General features: G+C 69.2%; 23 protein-coding genes and 1 pseudogene. 5 read left to right on the top strand and 19 right to left on the bottom strand.

The window, feature by feature from the left end; all coding sequences use genetic code 11:
• The first annotated feature begins 8 nt into the window (after positions 1-8).
• A complete protein-coding gene (locus DAA40_RS02545) occupies positions 9-1472 on the top strand; it encodes a pyridoxal-dependent decarboxylase (RefSeq protein WP_199849469.1) in 1464 nt (487 codons plus the stop codon).
• Complete coding sequence (locus DAA40_RS02550) at positions 1472-2434, top strand: NAD(P)/FAD-dependent oxidoreductase (RefSeq protein WP_158716188.1); 963 nt, start codon at positions 1472-1474, stop codon at positions 2432-2434. The genes DAA40_RS02545 and DAA40_RS02550 overlap by 1 nt, the downstream gene beginning before the upstream one ends.
• A gap of 45 nt (positions 2435-2479) precedes the next feature.
• Here the strand turns inward: DAA40_RS02550 and DAA40_RS02555 are convergent, their stop codons facing one another.
• The 7 genes from DAA40_RS02555 to trpC form a co-directional block, all read right to left on the bottom strand.
• On the bottom strand, positions 2480-3388 hold the full coding sequence (locus tag DAA40_RS02555) for an acyl-CoA thioesterase II (RefSeq protein ID WP_106848154.1): 909 nt from the start codon (positions 3386-3388) through the stop codon (positions 2480-2482).
• Between the two features lie 144 nt (positions 3389-3532).
• Positions 3533-4945: a pyruvate kinase gene (pyk, locus tag DAA40_RS02560; protein WP_106848155.1), complete on the bottom strand. Its 1413-nt coding sequence runs from the start codon at positions 4943-4945 to the stop codon at positions 3533-3535.
• A 52-nt stretch (positions 4946-4997) separates the two neighbouring features.
• Complete coding sequence (locus DAA40_RS02565) at positions 4998-5684, bottom strand: class I SAM-dependent methyltransferase (RefSeq protein ID WP_106848156.1); 687 nt, start codon at positions 5682-5684, stop codon at positions 4998-5000.
• Entirely contained in the window at positions 5681-6658 is a 978-nt protein-coding gene (lgt, locus tag DAA40_RS02570; RefSeq protein WP_106848157.1) for a prolipoprotein diacylglyceryl transferase, read from the bottom strand. The genes DAA40_RS02565 and lgt overlap by 4 nt, the downstream gene beginning before the upstream one ends.
• Positions 6655-7443, bottom strand: a complete 789-nt coding sequence (trpA, locus tag DAA40_RS02575; RefSeq protein ID WP_106848158.1) for a tryptophan synthase subunit alpha — start codon at positions 7441-7443, stop codon at positions 6655-6657. Before trpA ends, lgt begins: the two co-directional genes overlap by 4 nt.
• Complete coding sequence (gene trpB, locus DAA40_RS02580; protein WP_106848159.1) at positions 7440-8654, bottom strand: tryptophan synthase subunit beta; 1215 nt, start codon at positions 8652-8654, stop codon at positions 7440-7442. Before trpB ends, trpA begins: the two co-directional genes overlap by 4 nt.
• Entirely contained in the window at positions 8651-9460 is an 810-nt protein-coding gene (gene trpC / locus DAA40_RS02585; RefSeq protein WP_106848160.1) for an indole-3-glycerol phosphate synthase TrpC, read from the bottom strand. Before trpC ends, trpB begins: the two co-directional genes overlap by 4 nt.
• A gap of 125 nt (positions 9461-9585) precedes the next feature.
• On the opposite strand from trpC, the gene DAA40_RS16555 reads away from it, so the two are divergent.
• Positions 9586-10467 carry an NUDIX domain-containing protein gene (locus DAA40_RS16555; RefSeq protein ID WP_106848161.1) on the top strand — a complete coding sequence of 294 codons (882 nt, stop codon included), beginning with the start codon at positions 9586-9588 and terminating at the stop codon, positions 10465-10467.
• A 12-nt stretch (positions 10468-10479) separates the two neighbouring features.
• On the opposite strand, the gene DAA40_RS02595 is transcribed toward DAA40_RS16555, so the two are convergent.
• The 10 genes from DAA40_RS02595 to hisD all read right to left on the bottom strand — a co-directional run bounded on the left by DAA40_RS02595 (position 10480) and on the right by hisD (position 19423).
• Positions 10480-11100 (bottom strand): Trp biosynthesis-associated membrane protein, encoded by a 621-nt coding sequence (locus tag DAA40_RS02595; RefSeq protein ID WP_106848162.1) that lies wholly within the window; start codon positions 11098-11100, stop codon positions 10480-10482.
• A complete protein-coding gene (locus DAA40_RS02600) occupies positions 11097-12614 on the bottom strand; it encodes an anthranilate synthase component I (RefSeq protein WP_199849470.1) in 1518 nt (505 codons plus the stop codon). The genes DAA40_RS02595 and DAA40_RS02600 overlap by 4 nt, the downstream gene beginning before the upstream one ends.
• A complete protein-coding gene (gene hisI / locus DAA40_RS02605; protein ID WP_106849219.1) occupies positions 12611-12982 on the bottom strand; it encodes a phosphoribosyl-AMP cyclohydrolase in 372 nt (123 codons plus the stop codon). The genes DAA40_RS02600 and hisI overlap by 4 nt, the downstream gene beginning before the upstream one ends.
• Before the next feature lie 84 nt (positions 12983-13066).
• Positions 13067-13852 carry a hypothetical protein gene (locus tag DAA40_RS16310; protein WP_199849471.1) on the bottom strand — a complete coding sequence of 262 codons (786 nt, stop codon included), beginning with the start codon at positions 13850-13852 and terminating at the stop codon, positions 13067-13069.
• Between the two features lie 195 nt (positions 13853-14047).
• A complete protein-coding gene (gene hisF, locus DAA40_RS02615; RefSeq protein ID WP_106848163.1) occupies positions 14048-14812 on the bottom strand; it encodes an imidazole glycerol phosphate synthase subunit HisF in 765 nt (254 codons plus the stop codon).
• Positions 14812-15558 (bottom strand): bifunctional 1-(5-phosphoribosyl)-5-((5-phosphoribosylamino)methylideneamino)imidazole-4-carboxamide isomerase/phosphoribosylanthranilate isomerase PriA, encoded by a 747-nt coding sequence (priA, locus tag DAA40_RS02620; protein ID WP_106848164.1) that lies wholly within the window; start codon positions 15556-15558, stop codon positions 14812-14814. Before priA ends, hisF begins: the two co-directional genes overlap by 1 nt.
• The gene (gene hisH, locus DAA40_RS02625) at positions 15555-16169 is read right to left on the bottom strand and encodes an imidazole glycerol phosphate synthase subunit HisH (RefSeq protein ID WP_106848165.1); all 615 of its coding nucleotides are present in this window, start codon (positions 16167-16169) and stop codon (positions 15555-15557) included. Before hisH ends, priA begins: the two co-directional genes overlap by 4 nt.
• Positions 16166-16774: an imidazoleglycerol-phosphate dehydratase HisB gene (gene hisB, locus DAA40_RS02630; protein ID WP_106848166.1), complete on the bottom strand. Its 609-nt coding sequence runs from the start codon at positions 16772-16774 to the stop codon at positions 16166-16168. The genes hisH and hisB overlap by 4 nt, the downstream gene beginning before the upstream one ends.
• A 208-nt stretch (positions 16775-16982) precedes the next feature.
• Complete coding sequence (locus DAA40_RS02635) at positions 16983-18113, bottom strand: histidinol-phosphate transaminase (protein WP_106848167.1); 1131 nt, start codon at positions 18111-18113, stop codon at positions 16983-16985.
• Positions 18110-19423, bottom strand: a complete 1314-nt coding sequence (hisD, locus tag DAA40_RS02640) for a histidinol dehydrogenase (RefSeq protein WP_199849472.1) — start codon at positions 19421-19423, stop codon at positions 18110-18112. The genes DAA40_RS02635 and hisD overlap by 4 nt, the downstream gene beginning before the upstream one ends.
• 514 nt (positions 19424-19937) lie before the next feature.
• Here hisD and DAA40_RS16925 point away from each other — a divergent pair.
• Both DAA40_RS16925 and DAA40_RS02650 read left to right on the top strand, forming a co-directional pair.
• Positions 19938-20438, top strand: a pseudogene (locus DAA40_RS16925) (DUF222 domain-containing protein); the annotation flags it as partial.
• Positions 20439-20598: 160 nt separating this feature from the next.
• On the top strand, positions 20599-20901 hold the full coding sequence (locus tag DAA40_RS02650; RefSeq protein ID WP_158716189.1) for an HNH endonuclease signature motif containing protein: 303 nt from the start codon (positions 20599-20601) through the stop codon (positions 20899-20901).
• Positions 20902-20912: 11 nt separating this feature from the next.
• Here the strand turns inward: DAA40_RS02650 and DAA40_RS16060 are convergent, their stop codons facing one another.
• Both DAA40_RS16060 and dnaE read right to left on the bottom strand, forming a co-directional pair.
• Positions 20913-21452, bottom strand: coding sequence for a hypothetical protein (locus DAA40_RS16060; protein ID WP_158716190.1), 540 nt, complete (start codon positions 21450-21452; stop codon positions 20913-20915).
• 13 nt (positions 21453-21465) lie between these two features.
• Positions 21466-25032, bottom strand: a complete 3567-nt coding sequence (gene dnaE / locus DAA40_RS02660) for a DNA polymerase III subunit alpha (protein WP_234356211.1) — start codon at positions 25030-25032, stop codon at positions 21466-21468.
• Between the last annotated feature and the right edge of the window lie 39 nt (positions 25033-25071).

Raw genomic sequence — 25071 nt, forward strand, 5'->3', positions numbered from 1 at the left:
GTGACCGCATGTCCGAGCGGTACGTCACACCCCCGCACCTGAGCCCCGACGAGTTCCGCCGTCAGGGTCACGCCGTCATCGACTGGATCGCCGACTACTGGCAGCGCGTCGGGGAGCAGCCCGTGCTGTCTCAGCTCAGCCCGGGGTCGGTCCGTGACCGTCTGCCCACCGAGGCACCGATGAACGGGGAGGCCTTCGAGGCGCTGCTCTCCGACCTCGACGACGTGGTGCTACCCGGTCTCACGCACTGGCAGCACCCCCGGTTCTTCGCCTACTTCCCGGCGAATTCCTCTCCTGCCGCCGTCCTCGGCGACCTGATCTCCAGCGGCATCGGCGCACAAGGAATGCTCTGGTCGACCTCGCCTGCGGTCACCGAGCTCGAGCAGCGCGTCACCGACTGGCTCAGTGCGGCGATCGGCCTGGGCGCGTGGTCGCGCAACGACGGCCGCGGCGGCGGTGTCATCCAGGACACCGCCTCGACTGCGACCATGACCGCGCTGCTCGCGGCATTGCATCGCGCGACGGCCGGCCGGGCACGCGACGCCGGGGTGCAGGACGGCAAGGCGTATGCGGTCTACGCATCGACCGAGGCGCATTCGTCGCTGCTGAAGGCCGCCATGATGACCGGCATCGGGTATCAGAACGTACGCCAGATACCGGTTGACCCCCGTACGCAGCAGATGGACACGACGGCGCTGCGGACGGCGATAGAACGTGACGTCGCCGAGGGCATCTGCCCGGTGATGGTGGTGTCCGCGGTCGGAACCACAGCCACCTGCGCGATCGACGACACCTTGGCCATCGGCCGGATCACAGCCGAGCACGGGATCTGGCTGCATGTCGACGCGGCGTTCGCCGGAGTGGCGGCCGTCTGCCCGGAGCATCGCCGAGTCCTCGCGGGGGTGGACGAGTACGCCGACTCGCTGGTCACCAACCCGCACAAGTGGCTGCTGACCTCCTTTGACTGCTCGGCGTTCTGGGTGCGCAACCGATCCGCGCTGACCGGCGCGCTCAGCATCCTGCCCGAGTATCTCCGCAACGCCGCGACCGCCAGCGGAGACGTGGTCGACTACCGGGACTGGCACCCCCAGCTCGGCCGCCGGTTCCGCTCGCTGAAGCTCTGGGCGGTGATGCGCACCTACGGCATCACCGGTCTGCAGGCGCACATCCGCTCCGGCATCGCGATGGCCGAGCAGCTCGAGACCCTGATCTTGCAGGACGACCGTTTCGAGCTGGTCCTCCCCCGCGCGCTGAGCCTGGTCTGCTTCGCCTTGAAGGACGCCGACCGTACCGAGCAGCTCATGAACGCCGTCAACGCCTCGGGCGTGGCGTACCTCACCCACACCAGGCTCCAGGGACGGTTCGTCATCCGGGCTAGCATCGGCGGAGTATGGACGACGCCGGCCGACATCGATCACACCTGGCAGGCCATCCAGCAGACTGTCGATCAGCTGCTCGAGACGGAGGCGTGATGGACCGGCGCACGTGGGATGTGGTCGTCGTGGGCGGCGGAGCAGCCGGTCTCAGCACGGCCTTGGTGCTCGCCCAGGCCAACCGTCAGGTGCTCGTGGTCGACGGTGGACGTCCGCGCAACCGGTTCGACGACCACATGCACGGTTATATCTCCCGCGACGGGACCGATCCCGCCGAGCTGCTCGCGATGGGACGCGAGGAGGTGGCGCGCTTCGGCGGGGAGATTCGTAGCGGCACCGTGACGCGGGCCGAGCGCCGGGAGGAGGACGGCGGGTGGCCGCGGTTCACCCTCACCGTCGACGACGGCACCGTACTCGAGGCCCGGCGCGTCGTCCTGGCGACCGGCCTGACCGATGCGCTGCCCGCCATCGACGGCATCGAGCCGTTCTGGGGAAAGGAAGTCTTTCACTGCCCCTACTGTCACGGCGTGCAGATCCGCGCCGGCGCGGTGGTCGGGGTCGTGGGGTGCGGTGCCGAGTCGGTGGCTGAGGCGCACCTGCTGCTGCAGTGGGCCGATCACGTCGTCCTGCTCACGAACGATTGCGTCGATCCGACACCGGACGACGAGGCGGGACTGCGGGCCCGGGGCATCGATCTGCACGCAGGACCGGTCCGGGCCGTGCGGGTCGAGGACGGACGGATCGCCGGCGTCCTCGTCGGTGATCAGACCCTCCCGATCGACGAGCTGCTCGTCTCGCCCTCGACCTGCCCGAATCGGGAGCTACTCGATCAGCTCGGCGTGAGCGTGGCCGACGAACCGGACGAGTGCGGGGTACAGGTCCCCTCGGACGACGGCGGTCTGACCGACGTCCGAGGCGTCTATGTGACCGGCAACCTGCGAGACTGCAACATCCAGGTCGTCGACGCCGTCGGGCACGGCGTCCGCGCCGCCATCGCGCTGAGTGCGGACCTCACCGCGGAGCTCGTCGCGGAGGCGATCGCGGGCACGAAGGGCCTGTGAGTTCAGGCGGCCGTCCTGGCAGCACGCCCGTCCTGGCAGCAGGTGCTAGTCGACCCGCAGCAGGCCCTCTTGGGCCGTGGAGGCGATGAGGCGACCGTCGTGCGACCAGATCTGGCCGGTGGAGAAGCCGCGTTCGCCTCCGCCGCTCGAGGATCCCGACTGGTAGAAGAACCACTCGTCGGCACGGAACGGGCGGTGGAACCACACGGCGTGATCGAGGCTCGCGCCCTGCACGTTGTCCCGCATCCAGGTCAGCCCGTGCCGGGTCAGTGATGAGTCCAGCAGCGTCATGTCACTGGCGTAGGTCAGCGCGCAGATGTGCAGGAACTTGTCGTCTGGCAGGTGCCCGTCGACCTTCATCCAGATCCGGTTGTAGGTCTCGTCGCTGCCGGCGGTGCGCTCCCACGGTGGCGTCGAGACGTACCGCAGCTCGACCGGCCGCGGGAGGGTGATGCCGGGCCCGATCACGTCCTCCTTGCCTGCCACGAGCTCGCGGTACGGGGTGAGCGTCTCGGGCGCCGGGACGTCCGGCATCGGGTCCTGGTGCTCGAACTTGCCCACCCTCGGGATGGTGAACGACGCGGACAGCGTGAAGATCGTCTTGCCGTGCTGGATCGCCTCGACCTGGCGGGTCGAGAAGTTGCGGCCGTCGCGAACGCGGTTGACGTGGTAGATGATCGGGATCGCCGGGTCACCCGGGCGCAGGAAGTAGGAGTGCAGGGAGTGCACCTCCCAGTCCGGGCCCATGGTCCGGCCTGCGGCGACCAGCGCCTGCCCGGCAACCTGCCCGCCGAAGGTGCGCTGCAGCGTGACGGCGGGGCTCAACCCCCGGAAGAGGTCTTCCTCGAGCTTCTCCAGGTCGAGCAGCTTGACCAGCATGTCGACGGCCAGCTGACCGTCCTGCCCAGGCGCGGCAGCGTGCCGGAGGGCGGAGAACTCCTGGGGGTGTGCCATGCGGTGATCCTAGCGAGCGGCCACGCCGGCAGTGAGACGATGTCCGGGCCGACGCACGTCGTCGCCGACCTCAGTGGTGCGCCGAGCTGGTTCATCTCCACCGGGACTGGGTGGGGCCACCCCACCCGCCGGCCACGCGATGCCCTACTCCTCGCCGAGGCGGTGCAGCCGGATGAGGTTGGTCGAACCGCTCTTGCCCGGCGGGCTGCCGGCCACCATGACGATGAGATCCTCGTGGTCGGTCATGCCGATCTCGCGCAGGGCGGTGTCGACCTGCGCGACCATGTCGTCGGTGTGCTCGACGGGATCGACGAGGAAGGTGCGCACTCCCCAGCTCAGCGCGAGCTGGTTGCGCACCTTGTCCATCGGCGTGAAGGCGATGACCGGGATGCGGGAGTGGTGGCGCGCCAGCCGTCGTACGGTATCGCCGCTCTGGGTGAACGCGGCGATCGCGTTCGCCCCGATCGCCTCGGCCACATCGCGAGCCGATCGTGCGATGACCCCCGCGTTGGTGCGGGGCTGGGTGCGCAGCTCGGGCACCCGCAGGTCGCCGCTCTCGACGGCCTGGATGATCCGGGCCATGGTTTGAACGGCCTGCACCGGGAACTGCCCGACGCTGGTCTCACCCGAGAGCATCACCGCATCGGCGCCGTCCAGGACGGCGTTCGCGACGTCGGATGCCTCGGCCCGGGTGGGCCGCGAGTGATGGATCATCGACTCGAGCATCTGGGTGGCCACGATGACCGGCTTCGCCTTCTCCCTGGCGATCTGGATCGCCAGCTTCTGGACGAGCGGGACCTCTTCGAGCGGCAGCTCGACCCCGAGGTCGCCGCGGGCCACCATCACGCCGTCGAAGGACTCGATGACCGCGTCGAGGTTCTCGATCGCCTCGGGCTTCTCCAGCTTGGCGATGACCGGGACGAGGATGCCCTCCTCGCGCATGACGTCGCGGACCAGCTCGGCATCCTCCGGTTTGCGCACGAACGACAGCGCGACGAAGTCCACCCCCAGGTGCAGGGCGAAGCGCAGGTCGGCCCTGTCCTTCTCACTCAGCGGGGGGACGCTGACGTTCACACCGGGCAGCGAGAGCCCCTTGTTGTCGGAGACAGTCCCGCCCTCGACGACCTGGACGTGCACGTCGCGGCCGGCCACCGCCGTCACCACGACCGCGACGTTGCCGTCGTCGATCAGCAGCCGGTCGCCGACCTCGACGTCCTCGGCGAGCTGGGAGTAGGTGGTGCCGATCCGCCGGTGCTGGTGGGCTCCCGGCTCGGTGGTGATGACGACGTCGTCGCCCTCGGCCCACATCACCGCGCCGTCGGCGAACTTACCGAGCCGGATCTTCGGGCCTTGCAAGTCGGCGAGGACGCCGATGGTGCGCCCGGTCGCCTCGGCAGCAGCGCGCACGTTGTCGTAGTTCGACTGGTGGTCGGCGTGGGTGCCATGGCTGAAGTTCATCCGCGCGATGTCCATACCGGCCGCGGAGAGCTGAGTGATCTGCTCGAGCGATGCGCTCGCGGGGCCGAGGGTACAGACGATCTTGGCGCTTCTGTTCACCCGACAAGCGTAGGGGAATCGCGAGCACCCATGCAGCGTGCGCACCCGGTGTTCAGTAAGTCTTCCGCCACAGGTTGACCGCGTAGTCCACGCCGTTGCCGGGGTGCTCGGCGAGGAAGGCGTCGGCGTACTCGGCGGGGAACTCGATCCGCACGACTCGCTCGAGGTCGGCGCGTGACTCGAAGCGCCAGTCCATGTCGATCGACTCGCGGATCCACCCCCGTGCGGAAAAGAAGCGCTCCACGACTCCCGGCCGGTAGTGCGACCACGCCCGCCGGCACCAGCTGCCGAAGGTCGAGCGGGTGAGGTCGTTGTCGATGATGAACGCGGTGCCGCCGCGGCGCATCACCCGGTCCAGCTCCGCCAGGCCCGGCTCGCAGCCCGGTCCGAAGAAGTACGCCCACCGGGCATGTGCGACGTCGATGCTCGCCGGAGGCAGCGGGAGCTGCTGCGCGGTGCCCTCCCGGACCCAGGCGTTGGCGACGTCGGCGACCCGCCTGGCCGCCGCCTGCAGCAGCGGCCGGTGCGGCTCGATGCCGATCACCTGCGCAGCTTCGGCGGCGAAGCGTGGGAGATAGAACCCCGTGCCGCAACCGATGTCCACCACCCGCTGACCAGCCAGTGGGTGGTGGGCGGTCATGGTGCGCCACACGGTGCCGTGCGGGTCGAGCGCCAGGTTCTCGGTCTCGTACGCGGCGGTGTGCTGCCAGATGTTCGGCGACGGGATAACGCCCCTCACCCGCGAGCGTCGTCCTCGGTGGTGGGGTTGCCGTCGGGGACCCCGGTGGGATCGCCGTCGGGGTCCCCGGTGGGATCGCCGTCGAGGTCCCCGGTGGGGTTGCCGTCGGCGTCGACGAACGCGGGGCGGTCGTCGGTGTAGGGGGTCGGCTCGCGGCCGCCCTTGACGATGATCAGGTAGGCGACCGCGCCGAGACCGACCAGCAGCGCCGTCCACACGTTGATCCGCAGTCCGAGGACGTGCACCGCGAAGTCGGTACGCATCTGCTCGATGAAGAACCGGCCAAGGCAGTACAACGCCACGTACATCGCGAACAGCCGGCCGCGCCCGATCCGGAAGCGCCGGTCGATCCAGAGCAGAGCCAGACCGACGATGATGCACCAGACGAGCTCGTACAGGAAGGTCGGCTGAAAGGTTCCGACGACCAGTGGATCGCCGGTCGAGGGATCGGTGCGCGCGACGCCGTTGGCATCGAGGTCGTGGATCTTCAGGCCCAGCGGTCCGTCGTCCGGTCCGCCGTACAGCTCGTTGTTGAACCAGTTGCCCAGCCGGCCGACGCCCTGCGCGAGAACGATGCCGGGCGCGACCGTGTCCGCGACTGAGCTCATGCGCAGGCCTTGGCGCTTTGCGGCGATGAACGCGCCGACCGCGCCGAGTGCGATCGCGCCCCAGATGCCGAGGCCACCCTCCCAGATGTACAGCGCCTTGATCGGGTCGCCGCCCTCGCCGAAGTAGGGCTGCGGGGTGGAGATCACGTGGTAGAGACGGCCTCCGATGATGCCGAACGGCACCGCCCACAGCGCCAGGTCCAGGATCTCCCCCTGCTTGCCGCCGCGGGCGACCCATCGGCGTCCGGACAGCCAGATCGCCACGATGATGCCGGCGAGGATGCACAGCGCGTAGGCACGCAGCGGGACGCCGAAGATCTCGATCTGGTTCTGCGTCGGGCTGGGGATGGTAGCGAGAACGCTCATGCGCGGGAAGTTGCCTCTCGTAGGTGCGCGACCAGCTCGCGCGCCTCGTCCAGGTCTCGGTCGACCGCGGTGACGAAGGCCGAGCCGACGATGACGGCATCGGCGTACGACGCGACCTCGCGGACGTGCTGCGGGGTACGGACTCCGAGGCCGACGCCGATCGGCAGGTCGGTGCACTGCCGGGTGCGGGCGACCAGCTGCGGGGCGAGCTGGCCGATCTCCTGACGCGCGCCGGTGACGCCCATCGTGGAGGCGGCGTATATGAAGCCGGTGCACTGCTCGACGGTCATCTGCAGCCGCTGGGGGGTGGACGACGGGGCGACCAGGAAGATCCGGTCGAGGCCGTGCGCGTCGCTGGCGACCAGCCACTCCTCTGCCTCGTCCGGAATGAGGTCGGGGGTGATCAGGCCGCGGCCGCCGGCATTGGCGAGGTCGCGCGCGAACGCGTCCACGCCGTACCGGGTGACCGGCGCCCAGTAGGTCATCACGACGGGTACGCCGCCGTGCTGCGCGGCGGACTCGACCACCTGCAGCAGGTCGGCGATCTTCGTGCCGTCGGCGAGTGCCTTGTCGGCGGCCGCCTGGATGGTGGGGCCGTCCATCACCGGGTCGCTGTAGGGCATGCCGACCTCGACGATGTCGCACCCGCCGTCGATCAGCGCGCGGAAGGCGTCGGGGCTGGTAGCCCGTGACGGGAAGCCGGCGGGCAGATAGCCGACGAGGGCGGCGCGGTTCTCGGCCTTGGTGCCGGCGAAGACGTCGGCGAGGGTGGGGGTGACGCTCATGTCGTGTGGGTCACCCCGATCACATCGAACCACTTGCCCGCGGTGGCGACGTCCTTGTCGCCGCGTCCGGACAGGTTGACCAGCAGGGTCGCGTCCGGACCGTACTCGGGGGCGAGCCGGATGGCGCCCGCGAGCGCGTGCGAGGACTCGATCGCGGGGATGATGCCCTCCGTGCGGCACAGCAGCGCGAAGGCATCCATCGCCTCGGTGTCGGTGACCGGCTCGTAAACGGCGCGCCCGGAGTCCTTCAGGTAGGCGTGCTCGGGGCCGACCCCGGGATAGTCGAGGCCGGCGGAGATCGAGTGCGACTCGAGGGTCTGGCCGTCGGCGTCCTGCAGCACGTACGACTTCGATCCATGCAGGACGCCGACCCCGCCCTTGGTCAGGGTCGCCGCCGTGCGGTCGGTCTCGGCGCCGTCACCGGCGGCCTCCAGCCCGTAGAGCTTGACGCCGGGGTCGGAAAGGAAGCCGGCGAAGATCCCGATCGCGTTGGAGCCGCCGCCGACGCAGGCCAGGACGGCGTCCGGCAGACCGCCGTACTGCTCGAGGCACTGCTGGCGGGCCTCCTCGCCGACGACGGAGTTGAAGTCACGCACCAGCATCGGGAAGGGATGCGGGCCACCCACCGAGCCGATGCAGTAGTGAGTGGAATCGACGCTGGCCACCCAGTCGCGGAAGGCCTCGTTCATCGCGTCCTTGAGGGTCCGCGATCCGGAGCGGACGGCGACGACCTCAGCGCCGAGCAGCCGCATCCGGGCCACGTTCAGCGCCTGGCGGTCGGTATCGACCTCGCCCATGTAGACCGTGCACTCCAGTCCCATGAGGGCTGCGGCCGTCGCGGTGGCAACGCCGTGCTGCCCGGCGCCGGTCTCGGCGATCATCCGGGTCTTGCCCATCTTCTTGGTCAGCAACGCCTGACCGAGGACGTTGTTGATCTTGTGCGCACCGGTGTGGTTGAGGTCCTCGCGCTTGAGCAGGATGCGACAGCCGAGCTCGGCGGAGAGCCGCCTGGCGTGATAGAGCAGGCTGGGCCGCCCGGCGTACCCGCGCAGCAGCTCGGCGTACTCGGCGTTGAACTCAGGATCGGTCTTGGCCTTCTCGTAGAACTCGGTGAGCTGGTCGATCGCCGCGACGAGCGCCTCGGGGATGAACCGCCCGCCGAACTGGCCGTAGTAGCCACGACCGTCGGGGACGGAGGGATTGTTGATCATCGGGACTTTCCAGGCGTGGCGGGATGCTCTCCCGCAGTGACGAGTGCGGCGACTGCGTGCCGCGGGTCGCCGGCGGTGACCAGGCCCTGCCCCACCAGCACCGCGTCGGCGCCGGCCTTGGCGTAGGCGATCAGGTCGCGCGGATCGCGCACCCCCGATTCGGCGATCTTCAGCACGCTGCTCGGCAGGCCGGGCGCGATGCGCTCGAAGGTGGACCGGTCGACCTCGAGGGTCTTCATGTTGCGGGCATTCACGCCGATGACGGTGGCGCCGGCCTGCAGCGCTCGATCGGCCTCCTGCTCGTCGTGGATCTCGACCAGCGCGGTCATGCCCAGCGACTCGACGCGCTCACGCAGACCGACCAGCGCATCCTGGTCGAGCGCCGAGACCATGAGCAGCACGATGTCGGCGCCGTACGCCCGCGCCTCGTGCACCTGGTAGGAGGAGACGACGAAGTCCTTGCGCAGCACGGGGATCGACACGGTCTTGCGGACGGCAGCGAGGTCCTCCAGCGACCCACCGAAGCGCCGCTGCTCGGTCAGCACGCTGATCGCGCGGGCTCCCCCGGCCTCGTACTCGGCGGCCAGGTGGGCCGGGTCGGCGATGTCGGCCAGCGGGCCGGCCGACGGGCTGGCGCGCTTGACCTCGGCGATGACCGCGACACCGCCGCTGTCCAGCGCGGCGTACGCGTCCAGTGCCGCGGGGACTTCCTGGCAGCGCTTCTTCAGCTCATCGAGGGTCACCTGCGCCTGGCGCGCCGCGACGTCCTCGCGGACACCGGCGATGATCTCGTCGAGAACAGTCACCTGGAAACCTCACATCTGCTCGTCACGTGACCTACAACGGTAGTCACGACGCCGCGGCTCATGTCACGCACCCGTTGCGCTGGCTCTGGTAGACAGAGTGCTAGGGCCTCGGGAAGGGATCGCACGTGGACTGGTCGGACCTGGCGCACACCTCCGGGGACGTGCGCATCGACCGTCTCGCGGGCGAGCCGCCCACCTTCGAGCTGAGCGACCGCGGTCGGTATCTAGGAGTGTGCGGTGTCGAGGTCCGGGATGCCTCGGTGGCCCGGCTGAGCTGGGAGCTGACCGCCGGGTCGGTCGGCACCACCGCTCACGCGGTGCGGGTCTTGATCGAGGCGCTCTACACCCGGCAGGCGATCAGCCGGGTCGAGGTCGTGGTCGACAACGCCGACCCCCGCGAGGTGCAGATCGCGATGCGCACCGGTCTGCGCCGCGAGGGGGTGCTGCGCGGCGGTCTGCGCCGCGAGGACGTCATGGTGGACGGCGCGCTGTTCGCCGGCGTCGCCGGGGACCCGGCCCCGACTTCCCCCGGCGGGTACACCTACATGCTCGACTCGGTGATGCCGCTCAAGCGGCTGATCTCGCACGTGGTAATGACCGACCCGGCCGGGCGGATCCTGCTGTGCCAGACCACCTTCAAGAAGGACTGGGAGCTGCCCGGTGGCATCGTCGAGCCGGGTGAGTCCCCCGTACTCGCGGCGCGGCGAGAGGTGGCCGAGGAGATCGGCATCGAGCTCTCGTTGGGCCGGTTGCTGGCGTTGGACTGGCTTCCGCCGTACCTCGGCTGGAGCGACGCGATCGAGGTGCTGTACGACGGGGGCGAGCACGACGTCGACCTGGTCTCCCGGCTGGTGTGCGACACCCGCGAGATCAAGCAGGCGGCATGGTTCGCCGTGGACGAGATCGCCTCGGTGGTGTCGCCCTTGAACGCGCGCCGGCTGCCGCTGCTGATCCCGCAGAAGCCCGAGCGCACCCTGCACCTGGAGGCCGGCCAGCTCGCCGAGTGAGCAGTCGCGTGACTACTCGGTCGGGTCCTCGCCGCGATCGATCGAGGACCACATGCTTCGATCGCGTACCGCGCCATCCTGGGCTTCCTCCGGCGTACGACTCGCCGGGCCGGTTGGGGCCCGGGGCCGTTCGTACTTGCTGCCCATCCGGGGAAGCCGGCGGCTGGTGAGGACGACGGCCAGCCCCGCGCCCGCGGTGAGCGCCACGCCCAGCATCGCCAGCGGACCGGCGATCGCCGATGCCTCCGGCGCGTCGTCCGCGGAGTGCCGGGCGCCGTCTTCGCTCATCGCCGCGCTGGCCTCCGCAGCGGGTGTGGCCACCCATTGGTAGAGCGCCACGCCGGTCCAGACCGCGGTGATGAGCAGGATCGTGCCCACGATCCGCCGGCCCAGCGGCCCGGTCGCCAGCACGGCGACGACCGCGGCGAGCGCGAGCAGCCCGAGCGCCAGGGTCATCGGGACGGCGTCCGCCCCGGTCATGGAGTAGGCCACGGCAGGCAGCGGCGCCTCCCGCTCGACTAGCTCTACCCGCCACACCAGCGACGAGCTCCACAGGAGCACTGCGCCGCCCAGGACCAGCAGACCAAGCAGGATCGTCAGCAGACGCCGCGAGCGCCGGCCGTCGTCGGTCATCGGCGCACCGCCGGGCGCAGCCGCGAGGCGGTCTGCACCGCAGTGAGGGCCGCGCGCGCCTTGTTCTGGGTCTCGAGCTCCTCCAGATGCGGCTGGGAGTCGGCGACCACTCCCCCGGCCGACTGCACGTACGCCTTGCCGTCCTTCAGCAGAGCGGTGCGGATGCAGATCGCCATGTCGAGGTCACCGGCTGCCGAGAGGTAGCCGACCGCCCCACCGTAGATGCCGCGGCGGACCGGCTCGAGGTCATCGATGATCTGCATCGCCCGTACCTTCGGAGCGCCGGTGAGCGTGCCGGCCGGGAAGCAGGACAGCAGCACGTCGAAGGCGTCCTTGCCCTCGGCGACGTCGCCTACGACGGTCGAGACGATGTGCCAGACGTGGCTGTAGCGCTCGACCGCCCCGAGCTCGGTGACCTTCACCGTGCCCGGCGCGCACACCCGGCCGAGGTCATTGCGGGCGAGGTCGACGAGCATCACGTGCTCGGCCCGCTCCTTGGGGTCGTTCACGAGCTCGTCGGCGAGCTCCTGGTCGCGCTCCGGTGTATCTCCCCGCTTGCGGGTGCCGGCGATCGGGTGCAGCACCGCCTCGCCGTCCTTGACCGTCACCAGCGCCTCGGGCGAGCAGCCCACGATGTCGAACCCGTCGGCGCGAACGAGGTACATGTACGGCGACGGGTTCAGCAACCGCAGCACCCGGTACACCTCGAGCGGCTCGGCGTCCGTGTCGACCTCGAAGCGCTGGCTGATCTGCACCTGGAAGACGTCGCCGTCCCGCACGTGCTCGAGTGCCCGCTGCACCGCCGGCTGGTAGTCACCTTCCGGCGTCCGGGAGCGCACGAGCACGTCGTCGGCGTCGGGATCCTCCTCGAGCAACGAGGCGGACGCCGGGCGGGCGAGGTCCGCCGCCATCGCGTCAAGACGCGCGAGCGCGTCGGCGTACGCCGCATCGACCTGCGCCTCGGTCATCTCGGCGGACACAAACTCGGTGGCCACCAGCATGACGGTGCCGTCGTGATGGTCCACCACGGCGAGGTCGGAGACCAGCAGCATCGACAGCAGCGGGATGCCGAGATCGTCGACGGCCTTGTCGCCGACCGGTTCGATCAGCGTGGCGACGTCGTAGCCGAGGTAGCCGACCAGCCCACCGGCGAGCGCGGGCAGGCCCTCGTCGTGCGGCGAGCGGATCGCCCGCCAGGTCTGGGCGAGCACGTCGAGCACGGGTCCCTCGGTGGGGACGCCGGCGGGTGGCCTACCGTTCCACACCGCCTGGCCGTCGCGCTCGCTGAGCGTGGCGATCGCGCGGACGCCGACGAAGGAGTAGCGCGACCAGGAGTGGCCGCGCTCGGCGGACTCCAGCAGGAAGGTGCCCACTCCGCCGGCGAGCTTGCGGTAGACGCTCACCGGGCTCTCGCCGTCGGCCAGCAGGGTGCGGGTGACGGGAATGACGCGGTGGGTGGCGATCCGCGCGGCGAACTCCTCCCGCGTGGGGGTGACCGCGCCGATGCGGCTCACGCGCCCACCTCCAGCGCGCCCGAGTCGAAGCAGGTCGCATCACCGGTGTGACAGGCGGGCCCGGTCTGGGCGACCTTGACCAGCACGGCGTCACCGTCGCAGTCAAGCGCCACGGACCTCACCTGCTGTACGTGCCCGCTGGTCTCGCCTTTGACCCAGTACTCCTGCCTGCTACGTGACCAGTAGGTGGCACGGCCCGTGGTGAGGGTGCGGTGCAGCGCCTCGTCGTCCATCCAGCCCACCATCAGCACCTCGCCGGTGTCGTGCTGCTGCACGACGGCGGCGACGAGGCCAGCGGCATCGCGCTTGAGCCGCGAGGCGATGGCGGGGTCGAGCGCGGAGCGCTCAGCGGGAATGCGAGAAGACATGCCGACCATTGTCGCAACTGCCGCACGAACGGCTGCAGCCGCGCCCGTGACGGACGCGGCTGCAGCGTGTGGCTCAGGTGGTGACTAGTCCTCGTAGCCGGCGGCGCGGGCCGCCTCCTTGCGCGCCAGCCACTTCTCGACGTCCTTGCTCTTGGCCAGGAAGATCAGCAGCCCGGCGAGCAGGATCGAGATGATGAAGTAGACCAGTAGGGTCGCGATGCCCTCGCCCTCGAGAGCGATCAGCGACGAGATGAGGCCGAGCAGCTGCGAGACGATGTAGATGATCGCTGCGAGCACGATCCACTTGTTCGTCTTGCCGCCGAGCAGCTGAATCGCGCCGAAGAACACCATCAGCGAGGCGACCACGATGCCGATCACGGAGACGAACTGCAGGACCAGCGGAAAGCCGTCGATTGAACCCGAACCGAACAGGCCCGACTCGGCGGCGCCGGTCAACAGAATCAATGCGTACGCGGAGATGAAGAAGCCGATGGTGCCGAAGACGAAGCCGAGCACGGCCGCAGCGGTCGCGGTACCGGGTCGGTTGCCCGACGGCGGCTGACCGTAGCCCTGCGGGGCGGGCGGGAATCCGCCGTACTGCTGGCCGTAGCCCTGCTGACCGCCGTACTGGGGCGCGCCGCCGTACTGCTGACCGCCGTACTGCTGACCGCCGTACTGCTGACCGCCGTACTGCTGACCGTAGCCACCCTGGCCGTAGCCACCCTGGCCGTACTGCTGGGTCTGCTGGCCGTCGTAGGACGGCTGACCGCCCGTGGTGGGCTGCGAGCCGGTCGACGGGCTCGAATAACCGTGCTGGTTGGAGCCGGCGGGATCCTGGCTCGGGGTGGAGCCGGTATTCGGGAAGCTCATGGGGACCTTCAATTCCTCGTATTCCGTGCCGAACGGGCACCCGCTTCGGCGTAGGTCTAACAGTAATGGCATCGGCAGTACATGTCGCACCAGAGCACGCGTGTCGAGGCGTGTTCGCGCAGTCGTCACTCCCACGATGTTTGTCGTACTGCCGTCCGACTGCCGAGGGGCGCGGGTTCGTTCCCCGCCCGCCACTCAGGCGCGGATCGTGATGCCGCGCGTTGCCATGTCGGCCTTGACCTCGCCGATCGTCATCTCGCCGAAGTGGAAGACGCTCGCGGCGAGGACGGCGTCCGCGCCGGCCTGCACCGCCGGGGCAAAGTGCTCGACCGCGCCGGCCCCACCGCTGGCGATGATCGGGATCCGAACCTCGCGTCGCATCGTCTCGATCAGCTCGATGTCGAAGCCGTCCTTGGTGCCGTCGCGGTCCATCGAGTTCAGCAGGATCTCTCCGGCGCCTAGCTCGGCCGCTCGGATCCCCCACTCGATCGCGTCCAGCCCCGCGGACTTCCGGCCACCATGGGTCGTGACGCCGAATCCGGACGGCTGGCCGGCCTCGCGCCGCACATCGAGGGAGAGCACGAGCACCTGCGAGCCGAACCGATGCGCGATCTCGCTGATCAGCTCGGGGCGGGCGATCGCGGCGGTGTTGACCCCGACCTTGTCGGCGCCGGCCCGCAGCAGGTTGTCGACGTCCGCCGTGGTGCGCACTCCGCCGCCGACCGTCAGCGGGATGAAGACCGACTCTGCCGTACGGCGCACGACATCGTAGGTCGTCTCGCGGTTGCCCGAGGATGCCGTCACGTCCAGGAAGGTCAGCTCGTCGGCGCCTTGCGCGTCGTACCGGGCGGCCAGCTCGACCGGGTCGCCGGCATCGCGGAGGTTCTCGAAGTTCACGCCTTTGACGACGCGTCCGGCATCGACGTCCAGGCAGGGGATGACCCTGGTGGCCAGGGACATCAGTCGATCGCCGCGAGCGCCTGCGGCAGGGTGAAGTTGCCCTCGTAGAGCGCGGTGCCGACGATCGCTCCTTCGACCCCGATCCCGGTGAGCTGGGCGATCTGCCGGATGTCGTCGAGGGTGGTGATGCCGCCGCTGGCGACGACGGGCTTGTTCGTCCGCTCGCAGACCTGGCGCAGCAGGTGCACGTTGGGCCCCTTGAGCATGCCGTCCTTCTCGACGTCCGTGACGACATAGCGCGCGCAGCCGTCGCGTTCGAGGCGGTCGAGGACCTCCCACACATTGCCGCCCTCTGCGGTCCACCCGCGGGCGGCGAGGCGTTCGCCGCGGACGTCGAGACCGATCGCGATCCGATCACCGTGCTCCCCGATGATCCGGCTGCACCACTCGGGATGCTCCAGAGCGGCGGTGCCGATGTTGACCCGGGTGCAACCGGTCGAGAGCGCGGCCTCGAGCGACTCGTCGTCGCGGATGCCGCCGGACAGCTCGACCTTGATGTCCATCCGGCCGACGATCTCGCGGATGACTTCACGGTTTTCGCCGCGTCCGAACGCGGCGTCGAGGTCGACCAGATGCAGCCATTCGGCACCGTCGTTCTGCCAGTTCATCGCGGCGTCGAGAGGATCACCGTAGGTCTTGCCGGAGCCGGCCTTCCCGCGGACGAGCTGCACGGCCTTGCCTTCGACGACGTCGACGGCAGGCAGCAGCTCGAGACGGGGGCCGGCAGTGGGCGCAGAGGTGTTCACAGGGTCTCCATCCAGTTGGCGAGGAGGTGGGCTCCGGCGTCGCCGGACTTCTCGGGGTGGAACTGCGTCGCGCTCAACGACCCGCGCTCGTATGAGGCGATGAATGTCTCGCCGTAGGTGCAGGTCGTGACCACCGCGTCGTCCGATGTGGACTTCGCGGCGTAGCTGTGTACGAAGTAGAAGCGGGTGTCGGCGTCCATTCCTTTGTGCAGCTGGGATTCGGGATGTGCGTCGACGATGTTCCATCCCATGTGCGGCAGGATCTCGGCCTTGACGTGGGCGACCTGTCCTTGCATCGCGGCGACGCCATCGCACTCCACGCCGTGCTCGATGCCGCGCTCGAACATGATCTGCGCGCCGACGCAGATGCCGAGGACTGGCCGGCCGGCATCGATGCGTTCGTGGATCACCGGCAGAGCGCCGATCGCTTTGATGCCTCCCATGCACGCCTCGAAGGCGCCCACGCCCGGGACGACCAGCCCGTGGCAGTCGCGCGCGCGGCCCAGGTCTGCGGTGACCTCGACGGATCCGCCGACGCGCTCCAGGGCTCGCTGCGCAGAGCGGATGTTGCCGAACCCGTAGTCGAGGACGACGACGTCCCGGTCGGTCACAGAGCACCCTTCGTGCTCGGGATCTCGTCAGTGCGCGGATCGGGCTCGACCGCCTCACGCAGGGCGCGGGCGAGCGCCTTGAACTGCGCCTCGACGACGTGGTGCGGATCGCGGCCGGAGACGACGTTCATGTGGATGCACATGCGGGCATTCAGCGCGAGCGTCTCGAGGATGTGCTGTGTCAGCGATCCCATGTACAGCGGCGGAGTCCCACCGATCGCGACATACTGCTGCCCCTCCGGCTCACCCGTGTGCACGCAGTACGGCCGGCCCGAGACGTCGACGACGCAGTGCGCGAGCGCCTCGTCGAGTGGGATCGTCGCCTGGCCGAACCGGCGGATCCCCCGCTTGTCGCCGAGGGCCTGCATGAGCGCCTCACCGAGCACGATGGCGGTGTCCTCGATGGTGTGGTGCCCGTCGATCTCGAGGTCACCGGTCGTGGTGACCTTCAGATCGATCAGCGAGTGCTTCGACAGCGCGGTCAGCATGTGGTCGTAGAAGCCGACCCCGGTGGAGATCTCGCTCTTGCCCGTGCCGTCGAGGTCGAGCTCGACGGTGACGCTGCTCTCGCTCGTCGTCCGCTCGATGCGCGCGGTGCGCCCCATGGTGTGTGCTCCCTGATCGTGCGATCTGGCCGCAGCCTCGTGCTGCCGCCGAGGATCCATTCTCCCCGACGAGCGCGGTCGTGCGCCAACCGGTGCCGACGGAGACGTCCATCCCGTCAGGGGGATGGAATCCGCGCGGATGGTCATCGAACCGGCTGCGTGGCTTCTGTGACTCCCTGACGAGAATCATGGTCCAGTGTCGCCCCGGTCAGCCAGCCAGTGAGCCGTCGAAGCCCAGCGCATCGGCGAGCGCGTCGAGGAATGCCGTGGTCTCCTCGGGCGTGCCGGCGTTGACTCGCAGATGGCCCGGGATGCCGACGTCGCGGATCAGCACGCCGCGATCCAGTAGCGCCTGCCAGGTCGCCTGGGCGTCGTCGAGCCCGCCGAACAGCACGAAGTTCGAGTCGCTCGGCACCGGCTCGAGCCCCCATCTCGCGAGCGTGTCGACGATCCGGTCACGCTCGGCCTTCAGCGCCGCGACGTTCGACAGCAGGATGTCGCTGTGCGCTATCGCCGCGTTGGCGGCTGCCTGCGTGAGCGTCGAGAGATGGTAGGGCAGACGCACCAGCCGTAGGCCGTCGACGATCGCCGGGTCGGCGGCGAGGTAGCCCACGCGCGCTCCGGCGAACGCGAACGCCTTGCTCATCGTCCGGCTGACGATCAGTCGCGGGTTCTCGGCGAGCAGCTGCAGGGCGCTCGGGGTGCCCGGCCGCGCGAACTCGAAGTAGGCCTCGTCGACCACGACGATGCCGCGGGAGGTCTCCAGCACCGTCGAGATCACCTCCGGCGCCATCGCGGTGCCGGTCGGGTTGTTCGGCGAGCACAGGAACACGACGTCCGGATCGTGCTCGCGCACCTGCTGCGCGGCGGCGTCCGCGGCGAGGTCGAAGTGCTCGTCACGCTCCCCCGACACCCAGCGGGTGCCGGTGGCAAGTGAGATCAGCTCGTGCATCGAGTACGACGGGACGAATCCCAGTGCGGTGCGGTCCGGGCCGCCGTACGCCATGAGGATGTGCTGCAGCACCTCGTTGGACCCGTTGGCGGCCCAGAGCATCTCGATCGGCAGCCGTACCCCGGCCTGCTGCTCGAGGTAGGAGGCGAGCGATGTGCGCAGCTCGGTGAACTCGCGGTCTGGGTACCGGTTCAGGGTGACGGCCTCGGCTTCGATCGCCTCCACGATGGACCGGACGACGACGGCCGGCAGGTCGAAGGCGTTCTCGTTGGTGTTCAGCCGCACCGGGACGTCGAGCTGCGGGGCGCCGTACGCCGACATCCCCCGGAACTGCGGACGCAGCAGCTCGCGCGCGAGGCCGGCGTTGGCCGAGCGGGACTCGCTCATAGCTCGGGGAACCGGGCGCGGATCGCCGCACCGTGGGCGGGCAGGTCCTCGGCGTCCGCGAGGTTCACGATGTGGGTTGCGACCGCGCGCAGCGCCTGCTCGTCGTAGTCGACCACGTGCACCCCCTTCAGGAAGGACTGCACGGACAGCCCCGACGAGTGCCGCGCGCAGCCACCGGTCGGCAGCACGTGGTTGGAGCCCGCGCAATAGTCACCGAGCGGCACCGGCGAGTAGGGGCCGACGAAGATGCAGCCGGCGTTGCGCACCCGGGCCGCATCGCCCTTGCTGTCGGCGGTCTGCACTTCCAGGTGCTCCGCGGCATACGCATCGACGACCTTCAGGCCTTGCTCGATGTCGTCGACCAGGACGACGCCGGACTGCTCGCCGCCGAGCGCGGTGCGGATCCGCTCGACGTGCTTGGTCTGCTCGATCTGCGCCTGCAGCGCCACGTCGACCTTCCCGGCGAACGCCTCGCTGGGGGTCACGAGCACCGAGCCGGCCAGCGGGTCGTGCTCGGCCTGGCTGATGAGATCTGCGGCGACGTGCGCGGCGTCCGCGGTGTCGTCGGCGAGGACGGCGATCTCGGTCGGCCCCGCCTCCGAGTCAATGCCGATCAGGCCACGCAGCATCCGCTTCGCCGCGGTCACATAGATGTTGCCGGGGCCCGTCACCATGTCAACCGGCTCGTTCTCCTCGGTGCCGTAGGCGAACATCGCGACCGCCTGCGCGCCGCCGACGCCGTACACCTCGTCGACGCCGAGCAGCGCACACGCGGCGAGGATGGTCGGGTGCGGCTTGCCGCCGAACTCCCGCTGTGGGGGCGATGCGACGGCGATCGACCCGACGCCGGCAACCTGCGCCGGGACGACGTTCATCACGACACTCGACGGGTAGACCGCCAGCCCGCCCGGCACGTACAACCCGACGCGGTCGACCGGGATCCACTTCTCCGTCACCGTCGCCCCGGCACCGAGCTCGGTCACCGTCTCCGCGCGCCGCTGGTCCTCGTGCACCTTGCGGGCCCGGGCGATCGCCTCGTCGAGTCCGGCACGCACGTCGGGGTTGAGGTTCTCCAGCGCGGCGGCGATGTCGGCGGGATCGACCCGCAGGTGATCGATCACGACACCGTCGATGCGGGCCGTGATCTCCTTGACCGCCTGGGCGCCCCGCGCCTCGACGTCCTCGACGATCGGCTCGACGGTCGCGATGGCGCGCTCGACGTCGATCTCGGCCCGTGGCACAGCGCGTCGCAGCTGCGCGGTGCGCAGCTGCTGGCCGCGCAGGTCGATGGTGCGTAGGATCTGGCTCATCTCATCAGGTTACGACCGGCCGGAGGATTGCCTGCCTCACAGTCCCGGATGACGCCGTCGCGGACGTCGACCCATCGGCTTGTCAAGTGGACGGGCCGAGACCTGTGAACAGCGGCTGGGTTGTCCACACCCGTACTCGCCAACACCGGGACAGTCGGCTACCGTCCGTAGATTGCGCTGCATGAGCTTGATCGAGCACGAGAGCAGCGCGGACGCCGGCAGTGGCGACGCCGCCGTCCGGCTCGCCGGGCTCGAGGCCGGCAACGCGGCGGAGAGCGAGCTCGCGCGGCTCGCACACCGCCTGCTCGAGCTCGCCACCGGCCTGGACGGCCGAGAGGGGTTCTCGGCGGCGATCGCCGGCATCGACGCGATCGAGACACTCGTCTCCGCGGCGGAGGCCGGCAAGATGCGGCTGATCGGGCAGGCACACGCCTGCGCGGAGCAGGCCCTCGCCGACGGCGAGGTCGCCCCCGGCGACGTGATCCGGCACGCCGACGGAGCGAGCGATCGGGTCATGACCCGGACCCAGATCACCGCCGCCCAGCTCGGGCCGGTGCTGCGCATGACCCCCGGGCCCGCGGCTGGCTTGGTCACGCGGGCCGTCACACTGACGCGTGACCTGCCCCTCACGTTGGGACGGCTGCAGTCCGGTGAGCTGAGCGGGTGGCACGCGAAGCTCGTCACGGACGCCGCGCTCACCGTGTCGCACGACGACCGCCCCGATCTCGACCGGATGGTCTGCGGCGCACCGCTCGCCGCGGGGGTCGCCGGGCTGGGCGGGCACCGCGCCGCGGTCCGCGTGGTAAACAAGCGGATCGACGCCGCCCTGCAACAGCTCGATGCCCCTACTCAGACCCAGACGAAGCGCAAGCAGGGGCACACCGGCCGGCACATCGAGTTCGGCAAGCCGACCGACGACGGGATGATGGGCCTGTTCGGCTCGCTGCCGGCGCCCGCCGCTCGCGCGATCGACACCCTGCTGGACGACCTGGCCCGCACTGCCCCCGACGGTGATCCCCGCACCCACGAGCAGCGGCGGGCAGACGCCTTCCTGACGCTGTTCAGCGGGCCGGCCGCCCTGTCACCGGCCGCCCGGCCGTCCGAAGAGCAGGGCGCACCCGCTTACGACGAGGCCGGGCAGTACACCGTCGTGGACCAGCGGCAGAATGCCGACGTTGGAGGTCGGCCATCGACAACCCACGGCCAAGGTGCGCGACGCCGTCCTGAACCGAGACGGTCGCTGCCGCTATCCCGACTGCGAACGCGTGGCCTCGCTCGACCTCGATCACATCCGTCCGTGGCGGGACGATCGTCCTGCGGCCGGGCAGAGCGCTGCGGAGAACCTGCAGTCGCTGTGCCGCGAGCATCACCGCGCCAAGCATCAGCTGCGGTGGGAGGTCCGGATGCAGCCCGACGGCAGCATCGTCTGGCGCAACAACCTGCTGGACATCACCGCCACCACCCGGCCCGGCGGATGACCCCGTTCCGCTCAGCTCGCCTCGGCGGGATCGGCCGTCCCACCGTCTCCTACAGCGCGAGAAGGGTCGACGAGGTCGCTGCGGTCGGCGAGGATGACCAGGGCGATGTACGTGAGCGTGGCCGCGACGGCCGCCACCCACATCGAGCTCGTCCCTGTGAGCACCGGCGCCTTCAGGTACTCGGAGCCCAGCTCCACCTCCGAGTCGAAGCCCCGCAGCGACACGACCACGACCCAGACCACGATCCCGAAGCCGGTCTGCAGCGCGGCCACCACCACGGCCACCGCCAGACCGAGGGGTCCGCGCCATAGGCCGCGTCGCCACCACAGCACGGTCGTCAGGATCGCCAGAGCGCCCATCGCGATCGTGAACCACACCTCGGCGCTCACCCGCATCTCGTCCTGCGAGTTCACCGGCAGGTCACCGATCTCCGTGCTGATCTCGCGCGAACCGGGCGCCAGCATCGCGCAGACGGCCGCGACGATCGCGGCCGCGGCCAGCACCAGCAGGATGAGGCGAAGCGCTCGAGCTGCATCACGACGTGCAGTCATGAGGCGCGGTGGGTCACTGGACGAAGCCCTCGGTGCCGAGCAGTGCCTTCACATCACCGACGAGGGACGGGGAGCGGCTCACCCGCAGCTGCTCGCCCAGCTTGACCGTGTGCACTCGCTCACCGTTGATGACCCGTAGGTGGACGTCGACCATCCCCGCGTGCCCCGCGAGCACCTGCTTGAGACGGGAGACGACCGGCGGGGTGCAGCGCAGCGCCTGCACCTGCAGCACCACGGGTCCGGTGTTGTCCTTCGACAGGTCCGGCAACGACAGGTCGGCGACCCGGATCTTCGGGGCCTCGTCGTTCTCGATCGCGACCCGCCCCGAGACGACGACGACCTGGTCCTCTGCGACGAGGTGGCCGACCGTCTCGTAGGTGCGGGCGAAGATGAACACCTCGACCGAGCCCTCGAGATCCTCGACGGTCGCCTTGGCCCAGTACTGGCCCTGCTTGTTGATCTTGCGCTCGACGCCGGTCAGGATGCCGGCCACCGTGACGACGTCCTTGTCGTGGTACGCGCCCTCCTCGTGCAGGCCGGCGATGGAGGTGTCGGCGGCGCTGGCAAGCACGTGCTCGAGCCCGTGCAGAGGATGATCGGACACGTACAGGCCCAGCATGTCGCGCTCGAAGCTGAGCTTCTCTCGCTTGGGCCACTCATGCGGCGGGATCGCGACCTCGAACTTGGTCGAGTCCGAGGCCTCGTTGTCATCGTCCCCGCCCATGGATCCGAACAGGTCGAACTGGCCCATCGCCTCCTGCTTCTTGACGTCGGCGACCGCATCGATGGCCTCCGCATGGATCTGCATCAGGCCACGACGCGGATGCTCCAGCGAATCGAAGGCCCCCGACTTGATCAGGGACTCCACGACGTTCTTCTTGCACGCCTGCTGGTCGACTTTGCGCAGGAAGTCGTGGAAGGAGGTGAACTCGCCCTTGTCGTCGCGGGCACCGACGATCAGATCGACGACATTGCCACCGACACCACGGACCGCGGCCATGCCGAACCGGATGTCGGTGCCGACCGGGGTGAAACGCGCGTAGGACTCGTTGACATCGGGCGGTAGCACCTTGATGCCCATGCGGCGGCACTCCCCCAGGTACACCGCCATCTTGTCCTTGTTCTCCCCCACGCTGGTCAGCAGCGCGGCCATGTACTCCGAGGGGTAGTGCGCCTTGAGGTAGGCCGTCCAGTAGGACACCACGCCGTACGCCGCCGAGTGCGCCTTGTTGAAGGCATAGTCCGAGAACGGCAGCAGGATGTCCCACAGCGTGGTGATCGCGGCGTTCGAGTAACCCCGCTCGCGCATCCCACCGGAGAAGATCTCGAACTGCTTGTCCAGCTCGGCCTTCTTCTTCTTGCCCATCGCGCGGCGCAGCAGGTCCGCCTGGCCGAGCGTGTAGCCGGCGACCTTCTGCGCGATCGCCATGACCTGCTCCTGGTAGACGATCAGCCCGTAGGTCTCGCCGAGGATGTCCTCGAAGGCCTCGGCGAGCTCGGGGTGGATTGGCACCACCGGCTCGCGGCCGGTCTTGCGGCGGGCGTACTTGTTATGTGAGTCGGCACCCATCGGGCCGGGTCGGTACAGCGCGCCGACCGCGGAGATGTCCTCGAAGCAGTCCGGACGCATCGAGCGCAGCAACGCCCGCATCGGACCGCCGTCGAGTTGAAATACGCCGAGAGTGTCGCCGCGCGCCATCAGCTCGTACGTGAGCGCGTCGTCGAAGGGCAGGTCCTCCAGGACGACGTTCTCGTCCCGGTTGATCTTGATGTTGTCCAGGGCGTCGTCGAGCACCGTCAGGTTGCGCAGGCCCAGGAAGTCCATCTTGATCAGGCCGAGCGTCTCGCAGGTCGGGTAGTCGAACTGCGTGATGATGGCGCCGTCCGCCTCGCGCTTCATCAGCGGGATGACGTCCATCAGGGGCTCGGAGGACATGATCACCCCCGCGGCGTGGACGCCGGTACCGCGCCGCAGCCCCTCGAGGTCCTTCGCCGTGTCGACGACCTCCTTGTACTCGGCATTCCCGTCGTACAGCCCGCGGAACTCCTGGCCCTCGTTGTAGCGCTCGTGGCTGGAGTCCCACATCTTCGACAGCGGCACGCCCTTGCCCATGACGTCCGGGGGCATCGCCTTGGTGAGGATGTCACCGACGGCGTACGGCTTGTCGAGCACGCGGGCGGCGTCCTTCACGGCGTTCTTGGCCTTGATCGTCTGGAAGGTGACGATCATCGCGACGTACTCGCTGCCGTACTTCTCGACGACGTAGTTGATCACCTCGCCGCGCCGGCGCTCGTCGAAGTCCACGTCGAAGTCCGGCATGGAGACGCGGTCGGGGTTGAGGAAGCGCTCGAAGATCAGACCGTGCTTCAGCGGGTCGAGATCGGTGATGCGCATCGCGTACGCCGCCATCGACCCGGCACCGGACCCGCGGCCCGGACCTACCCGGATGCCGTTGCTCTTGGCCCAGTTGATGAAGTCGGCGACGACCAGGAAGTAACCCGGGAAGCCCATCTGGGCGATGACCCCAACCTCGTAGTCGGCCTGCTTGCGCACCTCGTCGGGAATGCCGTTCGGGTAGCGCTGGTGCAGGCCCTTCTCGACCTCCTTGACGAACCAGGACTCCTCGGACTCCCCCTCCGGAACCGGGAAGCGCGGCATGTAGTTGGCCGACTCGTTGAAGGTGATGTCGACCCGCTCGGCGATCACGAGCGTGTTGTCGCAGGCCTCGGGCAGCTCACGGAACTTCGAGCGCATCTCCTCTGCGGACTTGAGGTAGTAGTGATCTCCGTTGAAGTGGAAGCGGTTCGGGTTGGAGAGCCGGTCGCCGGTCTGGATGCACAGCAGCGCGCCGTGCGCCTTGGCGTCCTCCTTGTTCGTGTAGTGCAGGTCGTTGGTGGCCACGAACGGGATCTGCAGGTCGCGGGCAATGTCCATCAGCCCGGCGCGGTAGGACTTCTCGACGGCGAGGTCGTGGTCCATCAGCTCGCAGTAGAAATTCTCCTTGCCGAAGATGTCCTGGAAGTCGGCTGCGGCCTGCCGCGCTCGCTCGGCCTTGCCGGCCCGCAGCCACATCGGCACCTCCCCCGACGGGCAGCCGGTGGTGGCGATCAGGCCTTCGTGGTAGCGCTCGAGGATCTCGCGGTCGAAGCGCGGCTTGCGGTACTGGCCCTCGAGGCTGGCAAGCGAGCTCAACCGGAACAGGTTGTGCATTCCGGTTGTGTTGTAGGCCAGCAGCGTCATGTGGTTGTACGCCGCCCGCCCCTTGTTGCTCGAGCCCTCCTCGGAGGTCTCGTCATCGACGATCGTGCCGAACTCGTAGGGCACCCGGTCGAAACGCGAGCCGGGTGTGTAGTAGCCCTCCATGCCGATGATCGGCTTGATCCCGGCGTCGTGGGCCTGCTTGTAGAAGTCATAGGCGCCAAAGACGTTGCCGTGATCGGTAATCGCGATGGCGGGCATGCCGAGCTCGGCTGCGCGACTCATCAGCGGCCCGATCTTGGCGGCGCCGTCGAGCATCGAGTACTCGGTATGGGTGTGCAGATGAACGAAAGAATCCGCCTGGCCCACCGTACTGCTCACCGCTCCCTCATCGAACCGAGCCACCATTGTCGCACCGAC

Source organism: Blastococcus sp. Marseille-P5729 (assembly GCF_900292035.1).
GTDB lineage: Bacteria > Actinomycetota > Actinomycetes > Mycobacteriales > Antricoccaceae > Cumulibacter.